This window comes from Glaciimonas sp. GNP009, from assembly GCF_054343755.1.
Genome location: NZ_JBTGUV010000004.1, coordinates 1,759,996 through 1,784,989, shown reverse-complemented (window position 1 = coordinate 1,784,989; position 24,994 = coordinate 1,759,996). Strand labels below are relative to the sequence as shown.

The 24,994-nt window shown below is 49.9% G+C and carries 23 protein-coding genes; 15 read left to right on the top strand and 8 right to left on the bottom strand.

From position 1 onward, the window contains the following. Positions 1 to 26 precede the first annotated feature (26 nt). The 7 genes from pqqE to ACXX82_RS08805 form a co-directional block, all read right to left on the bottom strand. Entirely contained in the window at positions 27 to 1,244 is a 1,218-nt protein-coding gene (pqqE, locus tag ACXX82_RS08835) for a pyrroloquinoline quinone biosynthesis protein PqqE (protein WP_458562784.1), read from the bottom strand. A gap of 5 nt (positions 1,245 to 1,249) precedes the next feature. Beyond that, positions 1,250 to 1,513 carry a pyrroloquinoline quinone biosynthesis peptide chaperone PqqD gene (pqqD, locus tag ACXX82_RS08830; protein ID WP_322233754.1) on the bottom strand — a complete coding sequence of 88 codons (264 nt, stop codon included), beginning with the start codon at positions 1,511 to 1,513 and terminating at the stop codon, positions 1,250 to 1,252. Between the two features lie 70 nt (positions 1,514 to 1,583). After that, positions 1,584 to 2,315, bottom strand: a complete 732-nt coding sequence (gene pqqC / locus ACXX82_RS08825; RefSeq protein ID WP_322233752.1) for a pyrroloquinoline-quinone synthase PqqC — start codon at positions 2,313 to 2,315, stop codon at positions 1,584 to 1,586. Then, the gene (gene pqqB, locus ACXX82_RS08820; RefSeq protein WP_322233750.1) at positions 2,312 to 3,238 is read right to left on the bottom strand and encodes a pyrroloquinoline quinone biosynthesis protein PqqB; all 927 of its coding nucleotides are present in this window, start codon (positions 3,236 to 3,238) and stop codon (positions 2,312 to 2,314) included. Before pqqB ends, pqqC begins: the two co-directional genes overlap by 4 nt. A gap of 165 nt (positions 3,239 to 3,403) precedes the next feature. Beyond that, positions 3,404 to 3,478: a pyrroloquinoline quinone precursor peptide PqqA gene (pqqA, locus tag ACXX82_RS08815; protein ID WP_322240279.1), complete on the bottom strand. Its 75-nt coding sequence runs from the start codon at positions 3,476 to 3,478 to the stop codon at positions 3,404 to 3,406. 488 nt (positions 3,479 to 3,966) lie between these two features. Next, positions 3,967 to 4,542 (bottom strand): c-type cytochrome, encoded by a 576-nt coding sequence (locus ACXX82_RS08810; protein ID WP_416186850.1) that lies wholly within the window; start codon positions 4,540 to 4,542, stop codon positions 3,967 to 3,969. A gap of 120 nt (positions 4,543 to 4,662) precedes the next feature. Further along, complete coding sequence (locus ACXX82_RS08805) at positions 4,663 to 6,387, bottom strand: pyrroloquinoline quinone-dependent dehydrogenase (protein ID WP_416186787.1); 1,725 nt, start codon at positions 6,385 to 6,387, stop codon at positions 4,663 to 4,665. Between the two features lie 225 nt (positions 6,388 to 6,612). On the opposite strand from ACXX82_RS08805, the gene ACXX82_RS08800 reads away from it, so the two are divergent. The 4 genes from ACXX82_RS08800 (at position 6,613) to ACXX82_RS08785 (ending at position 11,597) form a co-directional block, all read left to right on the top strand. Further along, positions 6,613 to 7,287: an ankyrin repeat domain-containing protein gene (locus ACXX82_RS08800; RefSeq protein ID WP_322233746.1), complete on the top strand. Its 675-nt coding sequence runs from the start codon at positions 6,613 to 6,615 to the stop codon at positions 7,285 to 7,287. Positions 7,288 to 7,692: 405 nt separating this feature from the next. After that, complete coding sequence (locus ACXX82_RS08795; protein ID WP_458563976.1) at positions 7,693 to 9,888, top strand: TonB-dependent receptor; 2,196 nt, start codon at positions 7,693 to 7,695, stop codon at positions 9,886 to 9,888. A gap of 75 nt (positions 9,889 to 9,963) precedes the next feature. After that, complete coding sequence (locus tag ACXX82_RS08790) at positions 9,964 to 11,016, top strand: beta-propeller fold lactonase family protein (RefSeq protein ID WP_322233744.1); 1,053 nt, start codon at positions 9,964 to 9,966, stop codon at positions 11,014 to 11,016. After that, positions 11,013 to 11,597, top strand: coding sequence for a cytochrome b (locus ACXX82_RS08785; RefSeq protein WP_323506174.1), 585 nt, complete (start codon positions 11,013 to 11,015; stop codon positions 11,595 to 11,597). Before ACXX82_RS08790 ends, ACXX82_RS08785 begins: the two co-directional genes overlap by 4 nt. Before the next feature lie 205 nt (positions 11,598 to 11,802). Here ACXX82_RS08785 and ACXX82_RS08780 read toward each other — a convergent pair whose 3' ends face one another. Next, a complete protein-coding gene (locus ACXX82_RS08780) occupies positions 11,803 to 12,714 on the bottom strand; it encodes a LysR family transcriptional regulator (protein WP_322233740.1) in 912 nt (303 codons plus the stop codon). A gap of 272 nt (positions 12,715 to 12,986) precedes the next feature. Here ACXX82_RS08780 and ACXX82_RS08775 point away from each other — a divergent pair, with 272 nt between their 5' ends. From ACXX82_RS08775 to fba, 11 genes are all read left to right on the top strand, one after another. After that, entirely contained in the window at positions 12,987 to 14,450 is a 1,464-nt protein-coding gene (locus tag ACXX82_RS08775) for a form I ribulose bisphosphate carboxylase large subunit (protein ID WP_322233738.1), read from the top strand. 68 nt (positions 14,451 to 14,518) lie between these two features. Next, on the top strand, positions 14,519 to 14,938 hold the full coding sequence (locus tag ACXX82_RS08770; RefSeq protein WP_322233735.1) for a ribulose bisphosphate carboxylase small subunit: 420 nt from the start codon (positions 14,519 to 14,521) through the stop codon (positions 14,936 to 14,938). A gap of 29 nt (positions 14,939 to 14,967) precedes the next feature. Further along, positions 14,968 to 15,909: a CbbX protein gene (gene cbbX, locus ACXX82_RS08765; protein ID WP_322233732.1), complete on the top strand. Its 942-nt coding sequence runs from the start codon at positions 14,968 to 14,970 to the stop codon at positions 15,907 to 15,909. A 65-nt stretch (positions 15,910 to 15,974) separates the two neighbouring features. Then, on the top strand, positions 15,975 to 16,757 hold the full coding sequence (locus ACXX82_RS08760) for an HAD family hydrolase (RefSeq protein ID WP_322240273.1): 783 nt from the start codon (positions 15,975 to 15,977) through the stop codon (positions 16,755 to 16,757). Position 16,758: 1 nt separating this feature from the next. Continuing rightward, on the top strand, positions 16,759 to 17,490 hold the full coding sequence (gene rpe, locus ACXX82_RS08755; RefSeq protein ID WP_322233729.1) for a ribulose-phosphate 3-epimerase: 732 nt from the start codon (positions 16,759 to 16,761) through the stop codon (positions 17,488 to 17,490). A 66-nt stretch (positions 17,491 to 17,556) separates the two neighbouring features. After that, positions 17,557 to 18,654: a class 1 fructose-bisphosphatase gene (locus ACXX82_RS08750; RefSeq protein WP_322233727.1), complete on the top strand. Its 1,098-nt coding sequence runs from the start codon at positions 17,557 to 17,559 to the stop codon at positions 18,652 to 18,654. A 122-nt stretch (positions 18,655 to 18,776) separates the two neighbouring features. Next, positions 18,777 to 19,661 carry a phosphoribulokinase gene (locus ACXX82_RS08745; protein WP_458562783.1) on the top strand — a complete coding sequence of 295 codons (885 nt, stop codon included), beginning with the start codon at positions 18,777 to 18,779 and terminating at the stop codon, positions 19,659 to 19,661. Positions 19,662 to 19,673: 12 nt separating this feature from the next. Next, positions 19,674 to 21,710, top strand: a complete 2,037-nt coding sequence (gene tkt, locus ACXX82_RS08740; protein ID WP_458562782.1) for a transketolase — start codon at positions 19,674 to 19,676, stop codon at positions 21,708 to 21,710. Further along, positions 21,707 to 22,390 (top strand): phosphoglycolate phosphatase, encoded by a 684-nt coding sequence (gene gph, locus ACXX82_RS08735; RefSeq protein ID WP_458562781.1) that lies wholly within the window; start codon positions 21,707 to 21,709, stop codon positions 22,388 to 22,390. Before tkt ends, gph begins: the two co-directional genes overlap by 4 nt. A gap of 108 nt (positions 22,391 to 22,498) precedes the next feature. Then, on the top strand, positions 22,499 to 23,695 hold the full coding sequence (locus tag ACXX82_RS08730; RefSeq protein ID WP_458562780.1) for a phosphoglycerate kinase: 1,197 nt from the start codon (positions 22,499 to 22,501) through the stop codon (positions 23,693 to 23,695). 217 nt (positions 23,696 to 23,912) lie between these two features. Further along, a complete protein-coding gene (fba, locus tag ACXX82_RS08725; protein WP_458562779.1) occupies positions 23,913 to 24,980 on the top strand; it encodes a class II fructose-bisphosphate aldolase in 1,068 nt (355 codons plus the stop codon). Positions 24,981 to 24,994: the final 14 nt, after the last annotated feature.

Below are 24,994 nucleotides of genomic sequence, written 5' to 3'. Positions count from 1 at the left end.
TCGGCTATCAGGCCGAGGTGGTCATGTTATTTTTCGATTGTCAGGGCGTTGGGCGCTTTGCCGCTTGGCGTGCCATTGGCAAAGCGTAGCGAATTGGCGTCGGTACGAAACAGGATCGGTTGCGTTGTATGTTGCGGTGCGCCGGTCTTTTGGTTGGGTTGCGCGTGCAGGACGATTTTTTGTAAGTCGCCATGATGCGGGGATTTGCTACACACGGGATCTGCATTGGTCGCATCACCAGTCAGGGCCAATGCCTGGCAGCGGCAACCACCGAAGTCTTTCTTTTTATCCGGGCAACTTTGGCATGGCTCTTTCATCCATGCGTCGCCACGATAGCGGTTGAACGCATCGCTGTGATGCCAGATGTCATGCACGCTGTCTTGCAGCACGTTAGGGAAATCAAAACCCGGCAATGATTTTGCGGCATGGCAAGGCAATGCCGTGCCATCGGCGGCTACAGCCAAAAATACGGATCCCCAACCATTCATGCACGCCTTCGGGCGCTCTTCAAAGTAATCGGGCACCACGAACAAAATACGCAGCTTATTGCCAATCTTGGCGCGATAGGCATTGACCGTTGCCTCGGCGCGCTCGAGTTGTTCGCGCGATGGCAGCAAATGGGCGCGATTGACTAAACCCCAACCGTAATACTGGGTGTTGGCCAGTTCAAGATATTCAACATCCATCTCGATCGCCATCTCGATAATACGGTCGACATGATCCAGATTATAGCGGTGCAATACGACGTTGAGCACCATCGGATAATCGTATTGCTTGATCAGTTTTGCGACCTTTGATTTTAGATCAAAAGTCTTGGTACTGGTCAGGAAATCGTTCATTTCCTTGGTCGAATCCTGAAACGACAACTGGATATGGTCCAGTCCCAACTCCTTCATGCGGGCAATACGCGGCTCGGTCAAACCGACTCCGGAAGTAATCAGATTGGTGTAAAAGCCTAGCCGACGACCTTCTCCAATCAGTTCTTCCAGATCGTCCCGCAGCAATGGTTCGCCACCCGAAAATCCCAATTGTGCCGCGCCTAATTTACGCGCCTGACGCATGACGTCGAACCATTGTTCGGTTGTCAGCTCATTGCGATTTTCTGCGTAATTCAACGGGTTGTAACAAAACACGCAGTGCAGCGGACAGCGATAGGTGAGTTCTGCCAGCAACCATAAGGGCGGCGTTACGACGATATTTTCGACCTGCTGAACTGGTTCGGTTTGCTGCGTTAATTCGGTCATGTTGATCACCTTATCCAGCCTTGTGCATCAGCTGTATGTAAAAAGCTTTCTACATCGGCAAGCAGATTTTGCATGCCGAAAGTTGTCTCCAGATCGCTGACAATAGCGGCACAATCACGCTCACCATCGCACCGCTTCAATATTTCGGCAGCGCTTTGATTCAGCTTCACCATGCCTTCCGGGTACAACAACACATAGTTGTTCTGCGCCTCTTCCCATTGCAATCGAAACAGTTTGGATAACTTTGGCTTCTCGGGAAAAGTGTTCATAGTGATATCAATGGTGATGACAGAGGTTGCTTAATCGGTTGGATTGACTGCCGATATATTTTTACGGAAATCAAGGCAGTGATGGATAGGCTTTATCAATCGCGTCCAGCATTGACCATAAAATGTCGAGCTTCAGCTGCAAAATATCCAGCGCACGATCTTGCTGCACGCGGGTAGTAAAATGATCTAGCGTGACTTCAAGCCCATGCTCGACATCGCGTTCGGCCAGCGAAATCCGGCTACGGAAATATTGCAGACCAGTCGTTTCTATCCATGGATAGTGTTGCGGCCAATTTGCTAACCGGTCCTTGTGGATTTTCGGCGCAAACATCTCTGTCAGCGAAGAGCATACAGCCTCTTGCCATGGTGATCGGCGGGCAAAGTTGAGATAAGCGTCCACCGCAAAACGCACGCCCGGAACCACATATTTCAACGACCACAGATCTTCGCGTGAAATGCCAACAGCTTCGCCAAGCGCGGTCCATGCTTCGATGCCGCCTTCATTCTCTTCCCATCCATCATGATCAAGTATCCGCAATACCCATTTACGTCGGGTTTCGCGATCATCGCAATTTGAAATAATTGCGCCGTCTTTTTGCGGAATGATGATCTGATAATAGAACCGATTGGCGACCCATCCGCGGATCTGATCGTTGGATAATTCGCCGTTGGTCATCTTGACGTTGAACGGATGATGAATATGGTATCCAGCACCTTTGGCGCGTAATTGCGCCTCGAATTCTGTACGGTTCCAGGGCGCTGCGACTATTGCCGCAGTGGCTTCTCGCGTGTTGGCGTTCATAGCGTAATCTCCATACCGTCAAATGCCACTTCGATTCCGTGTTGCGTTAAAGTTGCGCGCTGATGCGAGTCTGCATCCAGAATAGGATTGGTATTGTTAATGTGAATCAGAATTTTGCGGGGCGCTCCGATAGCATCCAGCACTTCAATCATGCCGCCGGGACCGGATTGCGGCAAATGACCCATATCAGCTGATTTCTTTTTAGAAAATCCCAGCGTGATCATTTCGTCTTCTGTCCATAAAGTGCCATCGACCAATACGCAATCTGCGCTATGCATCGCCGCCTTGATGTGTGGTTCCAGCTGGCCCAAACCGGGTGCGTAAAACAATTTTTTCCCGGTAGCGATCTCTTCGATCAACAGCCCGATATTGTCACCTACTTGCGGTTGCTCGCGATGCGGGGAATAAGGCGGTGCTTTGCTTTTGAGTGGCAGCGGCGTAAAGCTAATACCTTCGATGCCTGGAATTTGTATCGCTGGGTAGTGCGTGAACTGATTGTTGGTTGGCAATGGATGCCATTGGACGCCGCAGTAATGCGACAACACATGCATTAACGGCAGTCCTGTCGTGAGGTCGTCCCAGACAGATGGTGTGCAATAAATGGGTAGCTGCTTGCCCTCGCGCAGCATCAATAATCCGGTGACATGGTCGATTTGTGCATCCATCAACACCACCGCTGCAATACCGGAATCACGTTTGTGACGGTTCGGTTGTAGCGCTGGTGTGTTGCGAATTTGGGTCAGTATATCGGGTGATGCGTTGATCAATACCCAATCGGTATCGTTGGCTGAGACAGCAATCGAAGATTGCGTTCGCGCTGTTGCGTTGATGGTGCCGTTACGCAGGCCGTTGCAATTATGGCAATTGCAATTCCATTGCGGGAAACCACCACCAGCTGCCGAACCTAATACGATGATTTTCATGTGGAGAAGGTATTAAGCGAGGATTTAATAGGGAAGCAATTCAATAGCTAAATTGGCTGTCTTGATGCTGGTGATACGTACTATGCAATACAAAGTAATAAAAGTTGGGGTGAAGAACGGCGATTGCGTTAACAATCGCCGCAAAGCCTAAGTTGCAAGGCTCAATTAACGATTTGCAATGTACATCGTGATTTCAAAGCCAAAACGCATATCTGTAAAAGCAGGTGTAGTCCAGTTCATGTTTAATCTCCAGTTGTTATTAAAAAATACTACGGGTTGCTACTGTGGTTGCTACGGTAAAACTTTATTCCATTCACTCTCAGCGGGACGCTGATATTAAGGCAATCATCTAAATTTAGAGCAATTTTCATGCCCAAAACTTTGTTCCTTCTAGCAGAAATCGGTGATTGTCTGATATCACTAGTCTTGCGTAAATGTTATCAATAGGAGTTAAACTGCTCGCCTATTTGATACGGTACGGTATTGTCTCAAACTGTATCGAATACGCGTAATTAACACGTAACGATATGACAACAAGTGGTTATTCAATTGCGCACAAATAATATTCATATGTTCGAAATTGACACAGTCGTTGCGCCAACTGTTCAATTATCGGACCAGAAACATGACACTATTCGACCATCTTACAGTCAGGCGATTGGCAGTTCCGCCGTCTCGAATGGTTTTATAAACAATGTTGTCGATCTTAACCGGCCGATCGACGATTCCTAGTTGATATTAGCAATGTACTGCGACAGGTTGATGATGTCATCGTCGGTCAGGTTCTTGCTTACGGCCGTCATATTGCCCGCATCATTGGTGCGATTGCGTGCTCTGAAATCCGTCAATTGCTTCACTATGTATTCATAGTGCTGTCCGGACAGTTTTGGAATTTCATTTTGTCCTTTCATTCCGCCCAAGTGACACATGGAACACAACACCTGTTCTGCTTTGGCAAAACCCAGTTTTACCCGAGCCGGATCAGCGGTGAATTTAATCGCTGTCGGTGTTTGCGCCGCAAAATAGGCTGCCAAATCCTGCATGTCTTCCTTCGATAGATTTGCCGCCATTGGGCTCATCATCGGGTTCACACGCGCACCCTCTTTAAAATCTCGTAGTTCCAGATACAAGTAACGCGCATTTTGTCCTGCAAGCACTGGAATCAGAGGCATAACCGAATTGCCGCCTGCTCCATGACAGGCCATGCAGGTCTCGGCTTTTTTCTTACCCGCTTCGATATCAACGGCGTGACTCTGAATGGAAAGCGTGGTCAACACCGCAAAAATTATATGGGAAGCTTTCATGTGTTTCGTATCCAAAATGATCTTGTAGAAGGAAAAGAGACCGGGCCAGGGGTGGATGCGGTCTCTATTTCCGTTATTCAACAGCAATTGTCGTGCCTAATGCCTGTTACAGATCACAGATTACAGACCAAACACAAAAATACTATTGCCGCGTTTGAAATCCATTTGTGAATTACCGCCTGCAGCAACGGCGATGTATTGCTTACCGTTGACTGAGTACGATACTGGTGGTGCATTCACGCCCGCGCCGCACTGGAACTTCCAGAGCAGTTTGCCGGTTTTTGCGTCGTAGGCCTTGAACCAGCCATTACCTTCGCCTGCAAACACCAGATTGCCAGCAGTTGCCAACGCGCCACCGATCATTGGTTGGTCGGTTTTTGCTTGCCATGCGATCTTGCCGGTATCGATATTCACAGCCGTTACGTTACCCGATTGCTCTTCGCCAGCTGCGTTTTTGAACGCGCCGCCAAGCCATAGCTTGCCGTTTGGATAGTTCGATCCATCAACCTGATAAGTCATCGGTTGATTCAGATTCAGCGCATAGGTCAAACGTGCACCTGCGTTGTAGGCCATTGGCGACCATTCAACACCACCATTTGCGCCCGGCAACATGCGTGCACCGGTTGCAGTAGGCAAAGTCCACATGTTTTCTTGTGGAATCATCGCATCTGAAAAACGAATCAAACTACCGTCCCGACGATCATGCACGTAGACGTGACCAGTTTTGCCAGCGTGTACGATTGCAGGAATCATCTTGCCGCTCTTGTCTTTAACATCGACCAGAATCGGTGGGCTTACAGCATCCAGATCCCATACGTCGTGCGCGATGTACTGGAAATGCCATTTGTATGCACCGGTATCAAGGTCGATGGCGACCAGTGAATCAGTATACAAGTTGTCGCCAGGGCGCTCTGCACCGTATAGGTCAGGCGATGGATTGCCGACTACGAAGTACACCGTCTTAGTGGCGCGATCAATTGCCGGAGTAGTCCAGACACCGCCGCCCAAGGTTTCATGGAAGTTGGATTTCTTGGCAAACGCGACTTTTTCAGCAGCGATGTCACGGTGCATATCACGGCCGGTTGCGTCGTTTTTCGCCCATACGCCTTCATGACCTTTTTCTGGAATGGTGTAGAACGTCCAGACCAGCTTGCCGGTATTAGTATCGAATGCTTTGACGAAGCCACGGATACCATATTCACCACCGTTTGTGCCGATCAGGACTTTACCGTCGATAACAGTTGGTGCCATTGTTTCGCTATAGCCTTTTTCAGGATCAGCGATTTCAGTTTCCCACAATAGCTTACCGGTCTTGGTGTCCAGCGCAATTAGCTTGGAGTCTAGTGTGCCCATATAGAGCTTACCGTCTGAGACCGCGACGCCGCGATTGTTTGGACCGCAACAGAACGTCGTCACTGGCCCCATCTTATGTTTGAAATGCCAGAATTCCTGACCGGTGACTGCATCAACTGCGTACACGTGGTTATAGGCGGTGGTCAGAAACATGACGCCATTGACCACAATTGGCGCAGTTTCCATCGACTCAACAACAGCAGTCTGGAAAATAAATTTAGGCTTCAGTGTTGCAACGTTTTTCGAATTGATTTGCGCAGATGGATAAAAGCGCGTCTGGCCGTAGTCGCCATTCGTGTGCAACCAGTTTTTGCTGTCTTTAGCAGCACCATCCAGCATCGCTTGGCTGACGGGAGCCAGCGCTTGCGACATTGGCTGTATTTTAATACCGGCACCGCCTTCGGTTTCTTGCCCGCTGGACATTCCTGCGGCAACTATCATGCTTGCTGCCAGAGCGAATTGCCCTATTGTTTTATAACTTGAAATACGCATTACTATCCCCTTGGTAAGGTTGCCTATGCAACACAAATTTTTACTTTTGATTATGCTTTTTTTTTGTTAAAACATTTTGAGTATCAAAAAACAGACAGTGATTTGCCTAGTTCTTAATTCTGTTTTGGCATAATATCCCTATTTCATATTGCAATGTATTAAAAATAGAATGATGAGCTTAATAGCTAAATTCTATGCATCCGATACAACTAACAGGAACAAAACATGCGCGTAGTTCGATCAATCACTTTTTCAATCATTTTTTTAATACTAGGATCGGGATGGCTGAACGCCGTCCATGCCAACGACGAGCAAGTGGACTTGAATCGCCAGGCTTTAGCTGCCGCTCGAAGCGGAAATGCAAAAACGTTCAAAGAGTTTATCGAACTTGGGGCATCGCCCAATACGCGCAATAGAATCGGCGACTCGCTATTGATGAGTGCCATCAAAAACGGACAAACGGACATCCTTCTAATGCTGATAGAGCGCGGGGCGGACGTTAATCTGGCAAACGTTGCGCGGGTGACGCCTTTAATGGCTGTCGCTTATTATGGTCGGCCTGCCATGGCGCAGATTTTGATCGACAAAAAAGCCGACGTCAATGCGGTCGATCAAATGCACAAACCCGCCATGGTCTACGCGGCCGGTACCGGACAGACCGAGATCGTAAACATGCTGTTAAAGACCGGCGCTACCAGCGGCATTAAAGTTAATACAGTGTATCCAAACGGGCTTACCGCGCTGATGTGGGCTAGCGGTGCCGGTCACCTAGCGACGGTTCAAGCACTGCTGGATCAGGGTGCAGACGTGAACATGGTCGACAACCGTGGCAAAACCGCATTGCAGATGGCAGATGAAAATAGCCAGCTGGATGTCGTCAAACTGCTAAAACCACTGTAAACAACTCTCATTGGGTTGCGTACGCATTACCGGAAGTATTGGCGTTCCAATACTTCTTGAGCGCAGCGCAGTTCTTCCGTATCCAACGCGCATTCCACATTTTTTACCGACTAATGTGTCACGTATTAGTCACGTAATGAAGATGGGGTACGCGATTGAAAGTGTTGCTTTTTTTTGAATACTTTTGCTTAGCCCAGCAGTATCCCCCACTTCACCGTTATGAAGCTTTTCTGCCGAACGTTATCTGGTCGGCATGGATATTGCATAAAAGAATGATTGTTGGCTCACGTTATACAATTGTGGGTCGAAAACACAACTAAAAAAAGACAAATAGGAGATTAAAAGATGGCGCATTGGAAATCTTTACCCGGCGCAAGTGAACTTGCACTCGGCAGCGTCCTGCTGATGTTACAAGGCCCCGTTTTTGCCGCTGGTGGTGCAGTTGTAGCCGATGAGAAGTTATCCGAGATTGTTGTTAACGGAACCACGCCGCTTCCTGGCCTCGGTTTGCCATTGCGCGACGTTGCCGCAAATATACAAACAGTCGCGGGAAAAGAGATTACGCGTCAACACGCTGGCAATATCACCGAATTTTTGGAGCAAAACCTGAATAGCGTCACGATCAATTCGGCGCAAGGCAATCCGTACCAGCCCGACGTCAATTATCGTGGCTTCACCGCATCGCCACTTTTAGGCACGCCACAAGGTCTTTCTGTGTTTCAGGACGGTGTGCGTATCAATGAGCCGTTTGGCGATGTTGTCAATTGGGATTTGTTGCCACAATCAGCTATTGCGAACCTGCAAGTAATGCCGGGTTCGAACCCGGTATTTGGCTTAAATACGCTCGGCGGTGCGCTCGCGATCACAACCAAAGATGGTCGAAATAACCCGGGCGGTCAGGTCGAAGTCTCTGGTGGATCGTTCGGTCGCAAGACGGTAGAAGTGGAGCAGGGCGGAACGGTTGGCAATATCGATTATTTTCTGACTGCCAACGACTCAAAAGATAAAGGGTGGGGCGATCACAATCCGAGTAGCGTAAAGCAATTTTTCGGTAAGCTCGGTTATCAGGACGCTGACACAAGGGTAGCGCTCAGTTTGACGGCGGCTGACAATGACTTGCAGGGTACGCAAACTATCCCGCGCGCATTTTTAAATAATCGCCGTCAGGCCTATACCTTCCCGGACGAAAACATCAACCGTGCGCAGCTTTGGAATTTGTCGGCGAGCCACTTCTTCAATGAAAAATTGCAGTTGTCGACCAATGCGTATTATAAAAACTACCATAACAATAATATTAGTAGTAACGTCAATGGGGACTACGACGCCGTTAATAATCCGGTGCCGGCTAATAATACCCGTTCGGTCATTGACCAAGGCAGTTATGGTTTCGGGGCGCAACTAAGTTATTTGGGTAAGCTGGGCAACATGAATAACCAACTGGTGGTTGGTGTATCCGGCGATTTTGCTAATTCACGCTTCAAGCAATCAAGACAGGATGCTGATTTCACTGCTAGCCGGGATACGATTGGTCTGGACGCCTTTATGTCTGGAACTGACGCCAAAACCCATAATAGCAATCTCGCCATTTTTATTTCCGATACATTAGCGCTCAACGACCAATGGTCATTGACCGGCTCTGGTCGCTATAACTATGCACGGGTGAATATTAGTGATCAAACGGGTAATCAGCCATTATTGAACGGGAAAAATACGTTTACTCGTTTTAATCCCGGCGTTGGCCTGACGTACAATCCGAGCCCGGCGATCACTGCCTACGCCACCTATAACGAAGGCATGCGCACCCCAACTGCGATCGAACTGGCTTGCGCCGATCCAAACGCTCCTTGTTCGTTACCGAACGATTTCATCGCCGACCCTGCATTAAAGCCGGTTATCGCCAGAACGGGTGAATTTGGTCTACGTGGAAAATTGGGTCCCGTATCCAGCTGGAGTGCTTCGATATTTAGAACCGCACTGGATAACGACATCCAATTTATCAGCAGCAGCGGCGCATCTGCCAGCACCGGATACTTTCAAAATGTGGGCAAGACCCGTCGGCAAGGAGCAGAAGTTGCAGCCCATACGATGGTCGGACCAGTCGGCGTGACAGCGAGTTATAGCTATATCGATGCAACCTATCAGACCGGCTTCGACGAGCACAGCGCCAGTAATTCAAGCGCCAGTGCAGCGGGTGTTATCACCGTCAATCGCGGCAACAAGTTGCCGGGTATTCCAGAAAATACCTTCAAGCTGCGCTTTGACTATGCACCAACGTCAAGCTGGAACATTGGTACTAATGTGGTCTACCGCAGTAATGTTTATGCGCGTGGCGACGAAAATAATCAGGATACGAACGGCAAGATTCCTGGCTACACAATGGTTAATCTTGACACCACGTATTCGCTTACCAAGCAATTGCAAATCTTTGCTCGGATAGATAATTTATTTAATCGTCAATATGCAAATTTTGGCGTTATCGGTCAAAATTTTTTCAATGGGCCAGGGCATTCGTTTGACGGTGGCAGTATCTCCAACGAGCAATTTATCGGCCCAGGCGCACCGCGTGGTGGTTGGATCGGTTTGAGATACTCGTGGAGCTGATGGCGGCTTCATGTCAAAGTCGTCTGAATCTTCCATCTGATTATTCTGCTAAATTCTTTTAAAGGTATCACCATCATGAAGTGTCATTTTCTGCGTAAAAATTCTTCAAACGTTGCCCTCAATGGTCTTCCTATCTGTGCATCGCATACTTCTGGCGCCGCTTTCGGCGCGGTGCGTGGCGCGATCTTGATCGGTGCAGTGTTATCAGTTTTTTCACTCGGACTGTTGCCAGGCATTGCCAGCGCCAGTCCTTTTGCTTACGTACCTAACGAAAAATCGGGCACTATTTCTATTATTGATACCGCCAACGATACCGTCGTTGGCGAAATCAAGGCAGGCACCAAGCCACGCGGTCTGGCAGTGCGCCATGATGGAAAAGCCTTATACGTCAGTGACCAACCGACCAATTCGTTATCAATCGTTGACTTGGGTAGCCGAGCAGTTGTCGGCTCTGTAGCAGTCGGAGAGTCGCCTGAAGGTGTGGGGATTTCACCGGCTGGTGATTGGATCGTGGCAGCAAGTGAAATTACCAACTCGGTGAATTTCATTTCCACGGCGACAAACAAACAAGAATTCATCATCAAGACGAAGGGTAAGAATCCGGAACATGCGGAATTTAGCCCGAATGGTAAATGGCTTTATGTCAGCGCTGAAGAGGCAGACTCGATCGATATCATTGACATGACCAAGCGTGAGCAAGTTGATCTGGTCAAGCTCGGAAAACGTCCTCGCGGCATCGCCTTCACGCCCGACGGCACGCGTGCTTACATCGCAGCGGAACTTGAAAGCATGGTCTATGTAGTCGATGTTGCGACCCACAAAGTGATCGCGCAGGTAAAGGCTGGCACGTTCTCGAACGGCGTCACCATGGCTCCAAATGGCAAACGTGTTTATATTTCGAACGGTAAAGACTATACAGTCTCGGTCATCGATACTGCGACCAATACCGTGGTGGCGACTGTTCCGGTCGGCAAACGTCCGTGGAATATGGCGATCACACCGGATGGCAAAAAATTGTATGTTGCCAACGGTCGCTCTAACTCGGTATCAGTCATTGATACCGATACCAACCTGGTGAGTAAAGAAATCCCTGTCGGTGAATTACCTTGGGGCGTCGCTATCAGATGACCACGCCAACCAAGTACGCGTCTAACGACAGGTCAAGAGGCACGTTCGGCGGCAGGTTAGCCGGTTACCGCTTGCCTGCGATCGCCCTGCATTGGCTGGTTGGATTGTTAATCATCGGGATGCTTATATTGGGCTATTACATGATCAATGTACCCAAAGGCACGCCGGGGCGCGCGTTTTATTTTAACCTGCATAAATCCATCGGAGTGATGACCGGCGTATTGATATTGATACGTTTGGCCTGGCGTCTTACACACCGTGCGCCGCCGTTGCCGAACGCCATGCCGCGCTGGGAAGCACGCGCTGCGCAATGGAGTCATCGCCTGTTGTATCTATGCATGATTGTGCAGCCGACGAGTGGTTATATATCGTCGTCGTTCAACAAATATGGGGTGAAGTTTTTTGGCATTCCTCTACCTAAATGGGGCTGGGAAGATCCGGGTTTGCGCGATCTTTTTGGCCTTATCCATTATGTGGCAGGCGCGGTATTTACGGCACTGGTCGTGCTGCATGTTTTGGCCGCTTTCAAGCATCTCCTGATTGATCGGGATGGCATTTTTCAACGCATATTACGGCCATAATATTGGTTCGATGTTGCATTGAATAAATTGCGCAGCTCGGGTTCTAACTTAGTCTGTAACTCAGTTGGAACTAAGCAATGTTTTCCTGTAGTCATTTTCAATGAGCTAAAATCGGGCCGACGCAAAATCAACTCAGCGGCGGGTATTGAACGTCGCACCACATAACATGGTTGGACGGCGCAACGCCGTTGGTGCTCCATCGAGATTAAGCCCAAAGATTGATTAACGGCGCTGCTTCTTCGATCAGAAATGTTTTTAATACGTGGGCCGCTGGTGAGAGCCTTTTTGACGTTAAATGCGTCACGTGCCAGTGTCGCACAATCGGTAATCCTTCAATATCCAACAAAACCAAATGCCCGGATGCCAGTTCGTGCCGGATCGTCCGCAACGATAAAAAACTCAGTCCCATGCCCGCCATGACCGCCTGTTTGATCGTTTCATTGCTCGGCATTTCCATCACGATGGGTGGATTGATCTTGTACTCCGCAAACAGGCGTTCCATCAATTGGCGCGTTCCCGAGCCTTTTTCTCGTACGACAAATTCATGGTGTTCGAGGATCGACAGCGGCGCATTTCGTCTGCGCGACAGCGGATGCTGCGGTGCGCTGATAACACCTAGCGGGTTGGTAGCAAATATGTTGGCGGTGCAATCCAGCGTATCCGGCGCATGGCCCATGATTACCAGATCAATCTCATTGCGCGCAAGCAAATTCATGATGCTTTCACGATTGTGTATTTGCAGTACGACTTCAATTGCAGGGAATTTTTTGCGAAACAATACCAATAGCATCGGCACAAAATACTTCGCCGTGCTGACGATTGCCAGTTCCACGCGTCCCTTCTTGAGGCCACGCCTTTCTGCCATCGCATCTTCTAGTTGTTTCAATTGTGCAATGGCCCCAATCGCATATTGTTGGAAATCCTGGCCCGCATCCGTCAGGCGAATCTTGCGACCAATCTGTTCATACAGCGGGATGCCGATGGCTTCCTCAAGTTGCCGCATTTGCATCGATACCGCAGGCTGCGTGACGTGCATTTTTTCTGCCGCGCCGGAGACCGATAGTTCGCGTGCGACCAAAAGAAAAGTATCCAGCTGACGAAGAGTGTAGCGGCGCATAAAAAACCTCGAATTAAGATTTACCTATAAGTATTTTCTGATGCACATTTTAGTTTTATTTATTAGACCTGATGCTAGTCGTTTTATATAGTGAAGTCCATAGGCAAGTGCAACCAAAGTCTCGTGTAGATGTTGTTGAAATTTCTTGTCGTACCTGCGTGATGCCTGCGTCGATACACCTGATTTGCACGATTTTTTGGTGACACTTAAAAAGGACTTACACAAAGTCCTGAGGTTGTTAAACGGGTATCGGCCCAACTGAGGAGAGCACGATGGGAAGCAACGACGCAGGTCAGATCATGGATTCAAAGAAGCGCTATTCAGCAGGTGTTTTGAAATACGCCCAAATGGGTTATTGGGATGCAGACTATGTGCCGAAGGAAACAGATATCCTGGCCCTCTTCCGTATCACGCCACAAGATGGCGTTGATGCGATTGAGGCCGCTGCCGCAGTCGCCGGGGAATCATCGACTGCGACCTGGACCGTCGTATGGACTGATCGCCTGACCGCTTGTGATATGTATCGTGCCAAAGCGTATAGGGTTGATCCGGTACCGAACAATCCTGGTCAATATTTTTGTTGGGTCGCCTACGATTTGTCATTGTTTGAGGACGGTTCCATTGCCAACGTTACCGCGTCGATTATCGGTAATGTATTTAGTTTCAAACCGTTAAAAGCAGCACGTCTGGAAGACATGAAGTTTCCGGTTTCCTATATCAAAACCTTCCCAGGTCCACCGACCGGGATCATCGTTGAGCGTGAACGCCTGGATAAATTTGGACGCCCTTTGCTCGGTGCGACGACCAAACCTAAATTGGGTTTGTCAGGACGTAACTACGGCCGCGTTGTTTACGAAGGTTTAAAGGGTGGACTCGATTTCATGAAGGATGACGAGAACATTAATTCGCAAGCGTTCATGCATTGGCGCGATCGTTTTCTGTTCGTGATGGAAGCGGTCAATCGCGCCACCGCAGCAACCGGTGAAGTCAAAGGTCATTACCTGAATATCACTGCTGGAACGATGGAAGAAATGTATCGTCGTGCCGAGTTCGCTAAGGAGTTGGGATCGGTGGTCGTCATGGTCGATTTGGTAGTCGGCTGGACTGCGATCCAATCGATGTCTTACTGGTGTCGTCAGAACGACATGATGCTGCACATGCATCGTGCTGGTCATGGCACTTATACACGTCAGAAGAACCACGGCGTCTCGTTCCGCGTGATTGCAAAATGGCTCCGTATGTGCGGTGTCGATCACTTGCATACAGGTACAGCAGTTGGCAAGCTTGAAGGCGATCCAATGATCGTGCAGGGTTATTACAATATTTGCCGCGATACACAGACCAAGATGGACTTGGAGCGCGGAATATTTTTTGATCAGGATTGGGGCTCATTGCGCAAGGTGATGCCGGTCGCTTCCGGTGGCATTCATGCGGGACAAATGCACCAGTTGCTGGACCTGTTTGGCGATGATGTGATATTGCAGTTCGGTGGCGGTACGATCGGTCATCCGCAAGGCATCCAGGCGGGCGCAGTTGCTAACCGCGTGGCGTTGGAGACGATGGTATTGGCGCGTAATGAAGGCCGCGATATCAAAAATGAAGGACCACAAATCCTGCGTGATGCAGCCAAGTGGTGTACACCATTGAAAGCGGCGCTTGATACATGGGGTGAGATTTCATTCAACTATGCATCAACCGATACGTCTGATTTTGCACCGACTGCTTCGGTTTCATAAACCTGAATTTACGGTAAAAAATCGTTCATCCGCGCATCACGTTAATTATAGAATTGAAGAGGATCATCATGCGAATTACTCAAGGCACATTTTCATTTTTGCCCGATCTGACCGACGCACAAATCACTAAGCAAATCGATTATTGTCTCGAAAAAGGCTGGGCGTTAGCGGTTGAATACACCGACGATCCCCATCCGCGCAACACCTATTGGGAAATGTTTGGACCGCCGATGTTTGATCTGCGTGATCCGGCAGGCATTATGCAGGAACTGACCAATTGTCGGAAGACGTTTCCCCAGTATTACATCCGCCTGACGGCGTTTGATTCGAGTCAGGGTGTAGAGTCGCTGGTGATGGCGTTCATCGTCAATCGTCCTGAAGTCGAGCCTGGCTTTAGATTGGTGCGGCACGAGGAAGCGGGGCGCACGATTCGTTACAGCATCGAGAGTTATGCGGTGCAAGCCAAGCCGGAAGGTGCGCGGTACTAGTCGGTTATTTTTTTAAGAGCGAGTGAATTATGCAAACGCCGAATATCTTATCTGCCGTGCCAGTTGATCCGGTCGCATCAGGAAACCCCTTTGCACAAGCATTGGCAGCTTCTGGTATTACCGAATTGTTAGCGCAACTGGATCGCGAATTGATTGGTCTTGCACCTGTCAAGCAGCGTATTCGCGATATTGCCGCCTTGTTGTTAGTCGACAAGCTACGCGCAGAACGAGGATTTTCGGCTGGGGCACCGAGTCTGCATATGTGTTTTTCGGGCAATCCCGGTACAGGTAAAACCACCGTTGCCTTACGAATGGCGGAGATATTGCATCGCCTGGGTTACGTCAGAAAAGGTCATCTGATCGCCGTCACACGCGACGATCTGGTCGGCCAGTATATCGGTCACACCGCACCTAAGACTAAGGAAGTGCTGAAACGGGCGATGGGCGGTGTGTTGTTTATTGACGAGGCTTACTATCTCTATCGCCCTGAAAATGAGCGTGATTACGGGCAGGAAGCAATCGAAATTTTATTACAGGTGATGGAAAATAGTCGCGATGATCTGGTGGTGATTCTGGCCGGTTATAAAGACCGGATGGATAAATTTTTTGAGTCCAATCCTGGCATGTCGTCGCGCATTGCTCATCACATCGATTTTCCTGATTACAGTACGGGAGAACTATCCCAGATTGCCGATCTAATGTTGCAGACGATGCAGTATCGGTTCGATGATGAGGCGGTTGCAGTCTTTTCTGACTATCTGAATCGTCGTATGTTGTTGCCGCATTTTGCTAACGCCCGCAGTGTACGTAATGCGCTGGATCGTGCACGTTTGCGACATGCTTCGCGCTTGATGAACGATGCCGACTCTGCAGCGAATGACGTGACGTTGACCACTATTACCGCTCCCGATTTATTGGCAAGCCGCGTATTTGCGCAGGGACCTTCGCTGATTGACACAAAGGAGCACTAACAATGCAAACGCAGTCGCAGGTAACTATTCCAAATAACGTTGCAGCCGCCGAAACTGCCAGCAGCATGAGTACCGCAGGGACACTACGCGCGCTAATTTTTGATGTGGACGGTACGTTAGCCGATACCGAAACCGCTCACCGCAATGCCTTCAATGCGGCATTTGTTGAAGTCGGGCTTGACTGGCATTGGAATGAATCACTTTATGCCGGCCTCCTTGACGTGACCGGCGGTAAGGAAAGATTGCTGCACTACTGGAATATTATCGACCCCGACGAATCCAGTGGTTACAAAGTGCAGGAAACCATCAACGCCGTACACGCCATTAAGACGCAACATTATGCAGCGCTGGTGAGTGGCGGCAAATTGTCTTTACGGCCTGGAATCTTGCGATTGATACATGAGGCGCACGCAGCGGGTATGCCGATGGCGATTGCTACCACCACCACACCGGCCAACATCGATGCACTATTGCGGACGTCTTTAGGCGACGATTGGCGACAGTTCTTTGTCGCGGTCTGCGATGCCTCGACGGTCAAAAATAAAAAGCCTGCACCGGATGTATATCTGGCTGCGCTGGAAGCGCTTGGGTTGCCCGGCGCTGATTGTCTGGCTTTCGAAGATTCCGAGAACGGGCTGCGTGCAGCCGTTGCGGCTGGGATTCCTACGCTGATCACGCCGAGTACTTTTACCGCTGGTCAGCAGTTTGCAGGCGCATTGCTGATAGTGCCGCATCTTGGCGATCCGGATCAACCCATGCATCAACATGTTCCCGGCGCCGACCAGCGTTGGGTCGACCTGGCGGCACTGCGCCGCTGGCATTACGGCACTCTATTTGAAGCGGCATAACATGACTACTCCACACATCTCTTCCATGTCGACAACGCAGGGACTTCGTATTGCACCATCAATCTTGTCCGCAGACTTTTCGCGACTGGGCGAGGAAGTCCGCGCCATTGAAGCTGCAGGAGCAGACTTGATTCATTTTGATGTGATGGACAATCATTACGTACCAAATCTGACCATGGGACCGATGGTGTGCGAAGCCATCCGCCCACATGTGACGATACCTATTGACGTCCATTTGATGGTCGAGCCGGTGGATGCGTTGATACCGCTGTTTGCTAAAGCGGGCGCGAATATTATTACATTCCATCCAGAGGCGAGTCGTCACGTTGATCGTACATTGAGCTTGATTCGCGAGCACGGTTGTCGGGCTGGATTGGTTTTTAATCCAGCGACACCCCTGGATGTGCTGGATTACGTCATGGATAAAATTGACATTATTCTATTGATGAGCGTCAATCCGGGCTTCGGTGGGCAAAAATTTATTCCCAGTACGCTCACCAAACTCAAAGCAGCGCGTGCACGCATTAATGCCCATTTGGCTGCTGGTGGTCAGGAGATCTGGCTGGAGGTCGACGGCGGCGTCAAGGCAGACAACATCCTTGCGATTCAGCGTGCGGGAGCAGACACATTCGTCGCAGGCAGCGCCGTGTTCGGCGCGCCGGATGCTGATCAAGGTTATCGCACCATCATGCAGCAACTGCGTTCACAGCTTAATGCAGAACGGATGATGTAAAAATTGATGCAACTACAAATACAATCGTATCTAAAAAAATAATGCAAGTATATATAGGAGACCGGCATGCCTTTAACCCACCATCGCACGACACTGACCCAATTCTTAATTGAAGAGCGGCGTCAATTTCCGGAAGCCAACGGCGATTTCAATAGCTTGATCTTGAACGTCGCGCTGGCCTGCAAAAGTATTGCGCGCGCGGTTGCTTTTGGCGCGTTAGGTGGCGTACTAGGTAACGCTGCAGGATCTGATGGCACGAGCGCCTCGGTCAATGTACAGGGCGAGACGCAAAAGAAACTGGATGTCATGAGCAACGATACCTTCTTGCATGTGACGGAGTGGGGCGGTCAATTGGCGGGAATGGCATCTGAAGAAATGGAACTTCCGTATCAGATTCCAGAGCAATTCCCAAAGGGAAAATATCTTCTCGTATTTGATCCGCTGGACGGCTCATCCAACATCGATGTTAACGTCGCGGTGGGGAGTATTTTTTCTGTGCTGCGTGCACCGGACGGTATTGAGTATGTTACCGAAGACAGTTTCTTGCAACCCGGATCGCAACAAGTTGCTGCGGGTTACGCAATTTATGGCCCCGCAACGATGTTGGTGTTGACGGTTGGAACTGGCGTAAGCGGTTTCACGCTTGATCCTAACCTGGGTGAATTCATGCTCACCCATCCGGATTTGCAAATCCCACCCGATACCAATGAATTCGCGATCAATACATCCAACAGTCGCTTTTGGGAAGAACCGATTAAACGTTACGTCGACGAATGTGTTGCCGGTAAGAGCGGTGTACGCGATAAAGATTTCAATATGCGCTGGATCGCCTCAATGGTCGCGGAAGCGCACCGTATTTTAATGCGCGGGGGCGTATTCATGTACCCGCGTGATACCAAAGATCCGAGTAAATCCGGTCGTTTGCGCCTGCTGTATGAAGCCAATCCAATCGGCTTCATCATGGAGCAAGCGGGTGGCAGAGCCAGCACCGGGCGTGAAGCGATTATGTCAGTTGAACCGACCTCTTTACATCAGCGTATTGGTCTCATTTTTGGATCGCGTAATGAGGTCGAGCGGATAGAGGCTTATCACCATGCGCCAGTGAGGGACGAGCTGTCGAGTCCGTTATTCAATGAGCGCAGTTTGTTTCGGGTTCCTGCTTAATAGTTATCGATAGTGCGGTTTCATTTTTTTTACTTAGCCGCAGCGCAACTATTCTGATGTATAGCAGGGATTTTCCCCGCACCCGCATCACGTAATTCTCACCAATACTTTGAGAGATCACCATGTCCGAACGCTATCCAATCATTGCGATTACCGGTTCTTCGGGGGCGGGAACGACGTCCGTCACGCGCACTTTTGAGAATATTTTCCGTCGTGAGAACGTCCGTTCGGTGATCGTCGAGGGCGATAGTTTTCATCGCTATGATCGTCAGGAAATGAAAGTAAAACTATCTGCTGCCGAGGCGAGTGGTGACAATAATTTCAGTCACTTCGGCCCTGAGACCAATCTTTTTCCTGAGCTCGAAGCGCTATTTTCGAACTATGCAAAAACCGGTAACGGACGGCGTCGCAAGTATTTGCATGACGTGGAAGAAGCAGCACCATACAAACAAGAGCCAGGCACTTTTACGCCTTGGGAAGATTTGGATCCCAACAATGATTTATTGTTTTACGAAGGTTTGCACGGCGGGGTGGTGACCGAGAAAGTCAATATTGCCCAACATCCGGATTTGCTGATTGGTGTTGTTCCCGTCATCAACCTTGAATGGATCCAAAAATTATGGCGCGACAAGTCGAAGCGTGGCTATTCAACAGAAGCCGTGACCGATACGATCCTGCGCCGTATGCCGGATTATGTGAATTATATTTGCCCGCAGTTTTCGCATACGCATGTCAACTTTCAACGCGTGCCTTGCGTCGATACTTCTAATCCTTTCATTGCACGGGAAATCCCCGCACCGGATGAAAGTCTGGTGGTGATCCGATTTTCTAATCCGAAAGGGATTGATTTTCAATATCTGCGCAATATGGTGCACGACTCCTTTATGTCGCGTGCCAACACGATCGTAGTTCCTGGCGGAAAAATGGAATTAGCCATGCAATTGATCTTCACGCCCTTCATTCTACGCATGATGGAACGTAAAAAACGCGCAGCAAGCTCACTCTGACTGAGGACCGATATGAACGCTCCAGAAAAATTAGGTGTTACGACGCCGACTCCCGCCGATGCCTTACGTTTTTTAGCAGCCGATGCGGTGGAAAAAGCAAAGTCAGGTCATCCTGGTGCGCCAATGGGAATGGCGGAAATTGCGGACACGCTTTGGCGTGGTCATCTACGCCACAATCCAGCGGATCCAAAATGGCTTAATCGTGACCGTTTTGTTCTATCCAACGGCCACGGTTCGATGTTGCTGTACGCTCTGTTGCATTTAACTGGTTATGATTTACCAATCAGTGAATTGATGCAATTTCGTCAGTTGCACTCCAGAACACCCGGTCACCCCGAAGTAGATGTAACGCCCGGCGTAGAAACCACGACCGGACCGTTGGGCCAAGGTCTGTCGAATGCGGTTGGCATGGCGCTGGCCGAAAAAATATTGGCTACCAGTTTCAATCGCCCCGGTCATGCCATCATCGACCATTACACTTACGTATTTGTAGGTGATGGCTGCCTGATGGAGGGGATCAGTCATGAAGTCAGCTCGTTAGCAGGAACATTGGGTTTGGGTAAGTTGATTTGCTTCTACGACGATAACGGCATCTCTATAGATGGAGATGTAAAGGGCTGGTTTGCTGACGATACACCAAAACGTTTTGTTGCCTATGGCTGGAACGTTATTGCGGGTGTGGACGGACACGACGTAAAGGCGCTCGACGAGGCAATCCGCCAGGCCAAGGCGCAGAGCAGTCAACCCACTTTGATTTGCTGTAAGACAGTCATTGGAAAAGGGGCACCAACCAAAGCTGGTGGTCATGATGTCCATGGAGCGCCGTTAGGAGGTGGCGAGATCGCCGCTATGCGTGCCGAAAAAGGATGGACTGCTGCACCTTTTGAGATACCACCAGAAATCGCAGCAGCCTGGGATGCGCGCGGTGTCGGACAAGCGCGACAGGCAGAATGGAACGTTCATTTTGCCAACTATAAGTCTCAGTATCCGGCATTAGCCGCCGAATTAATGCGCCGCATGGCCGGCTCATTGCCAGTCGGATTGATGCAAGTGTTTTCTCAGTTGGTTGATACTCAGGGTGAATTGCATAAAAAAATCGCAACACGTAAAGCTTCACAAATAGTGCTCGAAGCCATCAGCGCCACACTTCCCGAATTTTTTGGGGGCTCCGCAGATTTAACCGGTTCTAACCTTACCAATGTCAAGGCGTCGGTTTGGGTCAATCATCAGAGCAACGGAAGTGGCAATTACCTCAGCTACGGTGTGCGTGAATTTGGCATGGCGGCAATGATGAACGGCATGGCCCTATACGGCGGCTTGATACCGTACGGAGGCACATTTATGACGTTTTCCGATTACTCCCGAAATGCGATCCGCATGGCTGCGCTGATGAAGCAACGCGTCATTCATGTTCTGACACATGACTCGATAGGATTAGGCGAAGATGGCCCAACCCATCAACCAGTTGAGCACGCTGCGAGTTTACGTTTAATCCCTAATAACCGACTCTGGCGACCGTGCGATGGGGTGGAAACAGCTATCGCATGGCAAGCCGCAATTACCCGTGCTGATGGCCCGACTTGTCTGGTTTTTTCACGCCAGGCTCTGACACCTTTTATGCGTAGTCCTACCCAGATTGACGATATTGCACGCGGCGGTTATGTGTTAAGTGAGACCCTGGCAGATCGCTTGACTCCGCAGGTGGTTCTCATCGCGACAGGATCTGAAGTCGAGATTGCCGCCGCCGCCGCCGCACAATTAGCTAATAACGGGGTATCGGTAAGGGTCGTATCGATGCCCTGCGTAGAGGTTTTTTATGCACAGGATAAGAGTTACCGCATACAAGTTCTGCCGGATGGCATTCCACGTGTCAGTATCGAAGCAGGGGTAACCTGGTACTGGCGCGCAATCGTCGGAGACAATGGGATCGCAATGGGAATTGACACCTTCGGCGAATCGGCGCCCGCAGAGCAATTGTATGCACACTTCAAATTAACGCCCGATCACATGGTGAGCTGCGCGATGTCAGTTTTAGAGTGCGCATTATGAGCCACATAGATACCTCGCAACGCGCCGTCCTGATCGACCTCGACGGCACACTGGTGGATACTGCGCCGGATATATTTGCGGCAGTTAATCGAGTACTCGATGATCTGAAGGTTGAGCCCCTACCGTATCAGACGGTTTGCAATTTTATCGGCAAAGGCGTTCCTAATCTGGTGCGACAGGTACGAAAAGCCAGAAATATTGTCGCTATGACGGACGAAGAGACCTGCGCGTTATTTTATCGCCATTATTGGGACACCAACGGCCGATTTGGCCATGTATTTCCAGGAGTACTGGAAGGCTTGATAGCCTTGAAAGCGGAAGGTTACCGAATGGCCTGTATTACAAATAAGCCGTTCGCACTGGCAGAGTCTTTATTACAAATCGCCGCCCTCGACGGCTATTTTGACATACTGCTGGGCGGTGATTCGCTACCGGAAATGAAGCCTGCGCCAGAGCCTTTACTACACGCCTGCGACTTTTTATCAACACTCCCGGACAGGGCAATAATGGTCGGCGACTCCGCGGTAGATGTTGCCGCAGCCCGTGCGGCGGGAATTCCTGTGTATGTAGTCCGCTATGGCTATCCGGGCCCAGCCGGATTGGATGCGCTAAACAGTGATGGACTGATCGACTCTTTATTAGAGCTGGTGCCACAATTAGCCGATCCTTTAGCGGTCTGAGTGCAGCGAGAAAAGTCGCCCCATAGCGGGTTTAGTCCCTGATAGATCGCATTGACAGTTGTGCTCTCCAGGATGCTGAGCAATGCCATTTTTAAGAGAAAGCACTTTATGCGATTTATTAAATTAACCGATTTTCCGGCGGCACAATTGACTGGTCAACGGGTGTTTATTCGTGCTGACCTGAACGTCCCTATTGATGATGCGGGGAATATCACAGACGATACCCGAATCCGCGCGGCATTGGCTGGGCTACGCTTTGCGGCCAACGCGGGTGCGCGGGTGATGGTCACTTCGCATTTGGGGCGACCCACAGAGGGTGAGCTAAATCCGGTCGAATCGCTGGTATCCGTGGCAAAATCACTGAGTCACCATTTGGGTCAGCCTGTCAGACTGATAAAAAACTGGATAAACGACGCGTTTTTCGTCGCCGACGGCGAAATTGTCTTACTGGAAAATTGCCGCGGTAATGTCGGTGAGAAAAGTAATAGCACCGAATTATCGAAGACCATGGCAGCACTCTGCGATATTTACGTGAACGACGCATTCGGTAGCGCGCATCGCGCCGAAGCGAGCACAGAAGGGATCGCCCATTACGCCAAGATCGCCTGCGCCGGGCCTCTGATGGCTGCAGAACTGGATGCTCTGACGATCGCACTGGCTAATGCCAAAAGGCCATTGGTAGCCATTGTCGCTGGCTCCAAAGTATCAACCAAACTGACGATCCTGGACGCTTTGGCTGAAAAGGTAGATTTATTAATTGTTGGTGGGGGTATCGCGAATACCTTCCTTCTCGCACAAGGATCGCCAATTGGCAAATCACTGGCGGAGCCAGATCTTGTTTGCGAAGCGCGGTCAATCATCGCAAAAATGCAGGCACGCGGCGCGGCGGTGCCACTCCCAACCGATGTAGTATGCGCCAAACACTTTTCCCCCGATGCGCCACCTACGATTAAATCGATCAATACCGTAGAAGCAGATGACCTGATTTTTGACATTGGTCCTGATAGCGCAGCAGCACTTGCCAGAACACTCCAAAGTGCCGGGACAATAGTGTGGAATGGCCCGGTAGGGGTATTTGAGTTTGCGGCATTTTCCGAGGGTACACGGATAGTCGCAAATGCGATCGCAGCTTCTGCGGCCTATTCGATTGCTGGTGGCGGCGATACGGTCGCAGCGATCAATGCGTTCGGGATCGCGGATCGGATCGATTATATTTCCACTGCTGGCGGCGCGTTTCTGGAATTTCTGGAGGGGAGGGAATTACCTGCGGTAGCAGCACTAAATCGGAGGGGCGAGCGAGCTTGATTCGCCATAAAAGCCCGGGTGCGGTGTATTCAAACGGTAGTGCTACACGTTGCTGAGTTCGGCTTCAGGGCTAGCGTTCAGGTACTGGACAGCAGAGACGACTGCAAACTGTATTCGCCACCAAGACCGTAATTACGCGACCAATAAGCTGTTCCAAAAGCACCCATCACACTAAATACGCTTTACTCATCGATCCAAAAAACCAACGGAGATTTCCATGTCCCTCGTATCCCTGCGCCAACTCCTCGACCACGCCGCTGACCACCAATACGCTCTTCCAGCTTTCAACGTAAATAATCTTGAGCAAATTTTAGCCATTATGCAAGCGGCAGATGCTTGCGACAGCCCCGTCATTCTGCAAGCTTCCGCAGGTGCCCGCAAATATGCCGGTGAGGCATTTTTGCGCAAAATGGTGGAGGCTGCGATTGAAACTTACCCCCACATCCCGGTGTGTATGCACCAGGATCACGGCGGCAGTCCTTCTGTTTGTCAGACCTCGATACGCTCAGGATTTTCGAGCGTAATGATGGATGGCTCATTGATGGAAGATATGAAAACTCCTTCATCGTACGACTACAATATACAGGTGACTCGCAAGGTCGTAGATTTTGCACACTACGTCGGCGTATCGGTTGAAGGCGAATTAGGCTGCCTGGGTTCACTGGAATCTGGTCAGGCAGGGGAGGAAGACGGCTCGGGTGCAGAAGGAATATTATCGCATGATCAGCTACTGACCGACCCATCGCAGGCGGCTGATTTTGTCAAGCGTACCGGCGTGGATGCGTTGGCGATCGCGATTGGCACCAGCCATGGAGCGTACAAGTTTAGTCGTAAGCCAACCGGTGACATTCTTGCGATCAATCGGATTAAGGAAATACATGCGCGCATTCCGAATACACATCTTGTGATGCACGGCTCTTCCTCTGTTCCACAAGAATGGTTAGAAATTATCCGGCAGTATGGCGGTGACATGAAAGAGACCTACGGCGTTCCAGTCGAAGAAATTTTACTGGGGATTAAGCATGGCGTACGCAAAGTAAATATCGATACCGATATTCGCCTAGCAATGACCGGTGCGATGCGGCGCAGTATGGCCCAAAATCCCTCTGAGTTTGATCCGCGCAAGTTTTTCAAAGACGCCACCGCCGCCGCCAAGGATATATGCAAAGTACGTTTTGAGGCATTTGGCTCAGCAGGTATGGCCTCGAAAATCAAAGTCAATTCGCTGGATCAGATGGCACAGAGTTACGCCAAAGGCAATGTGGCAGCAGCTGTCAACGCATAACCTAAATAGTTTTG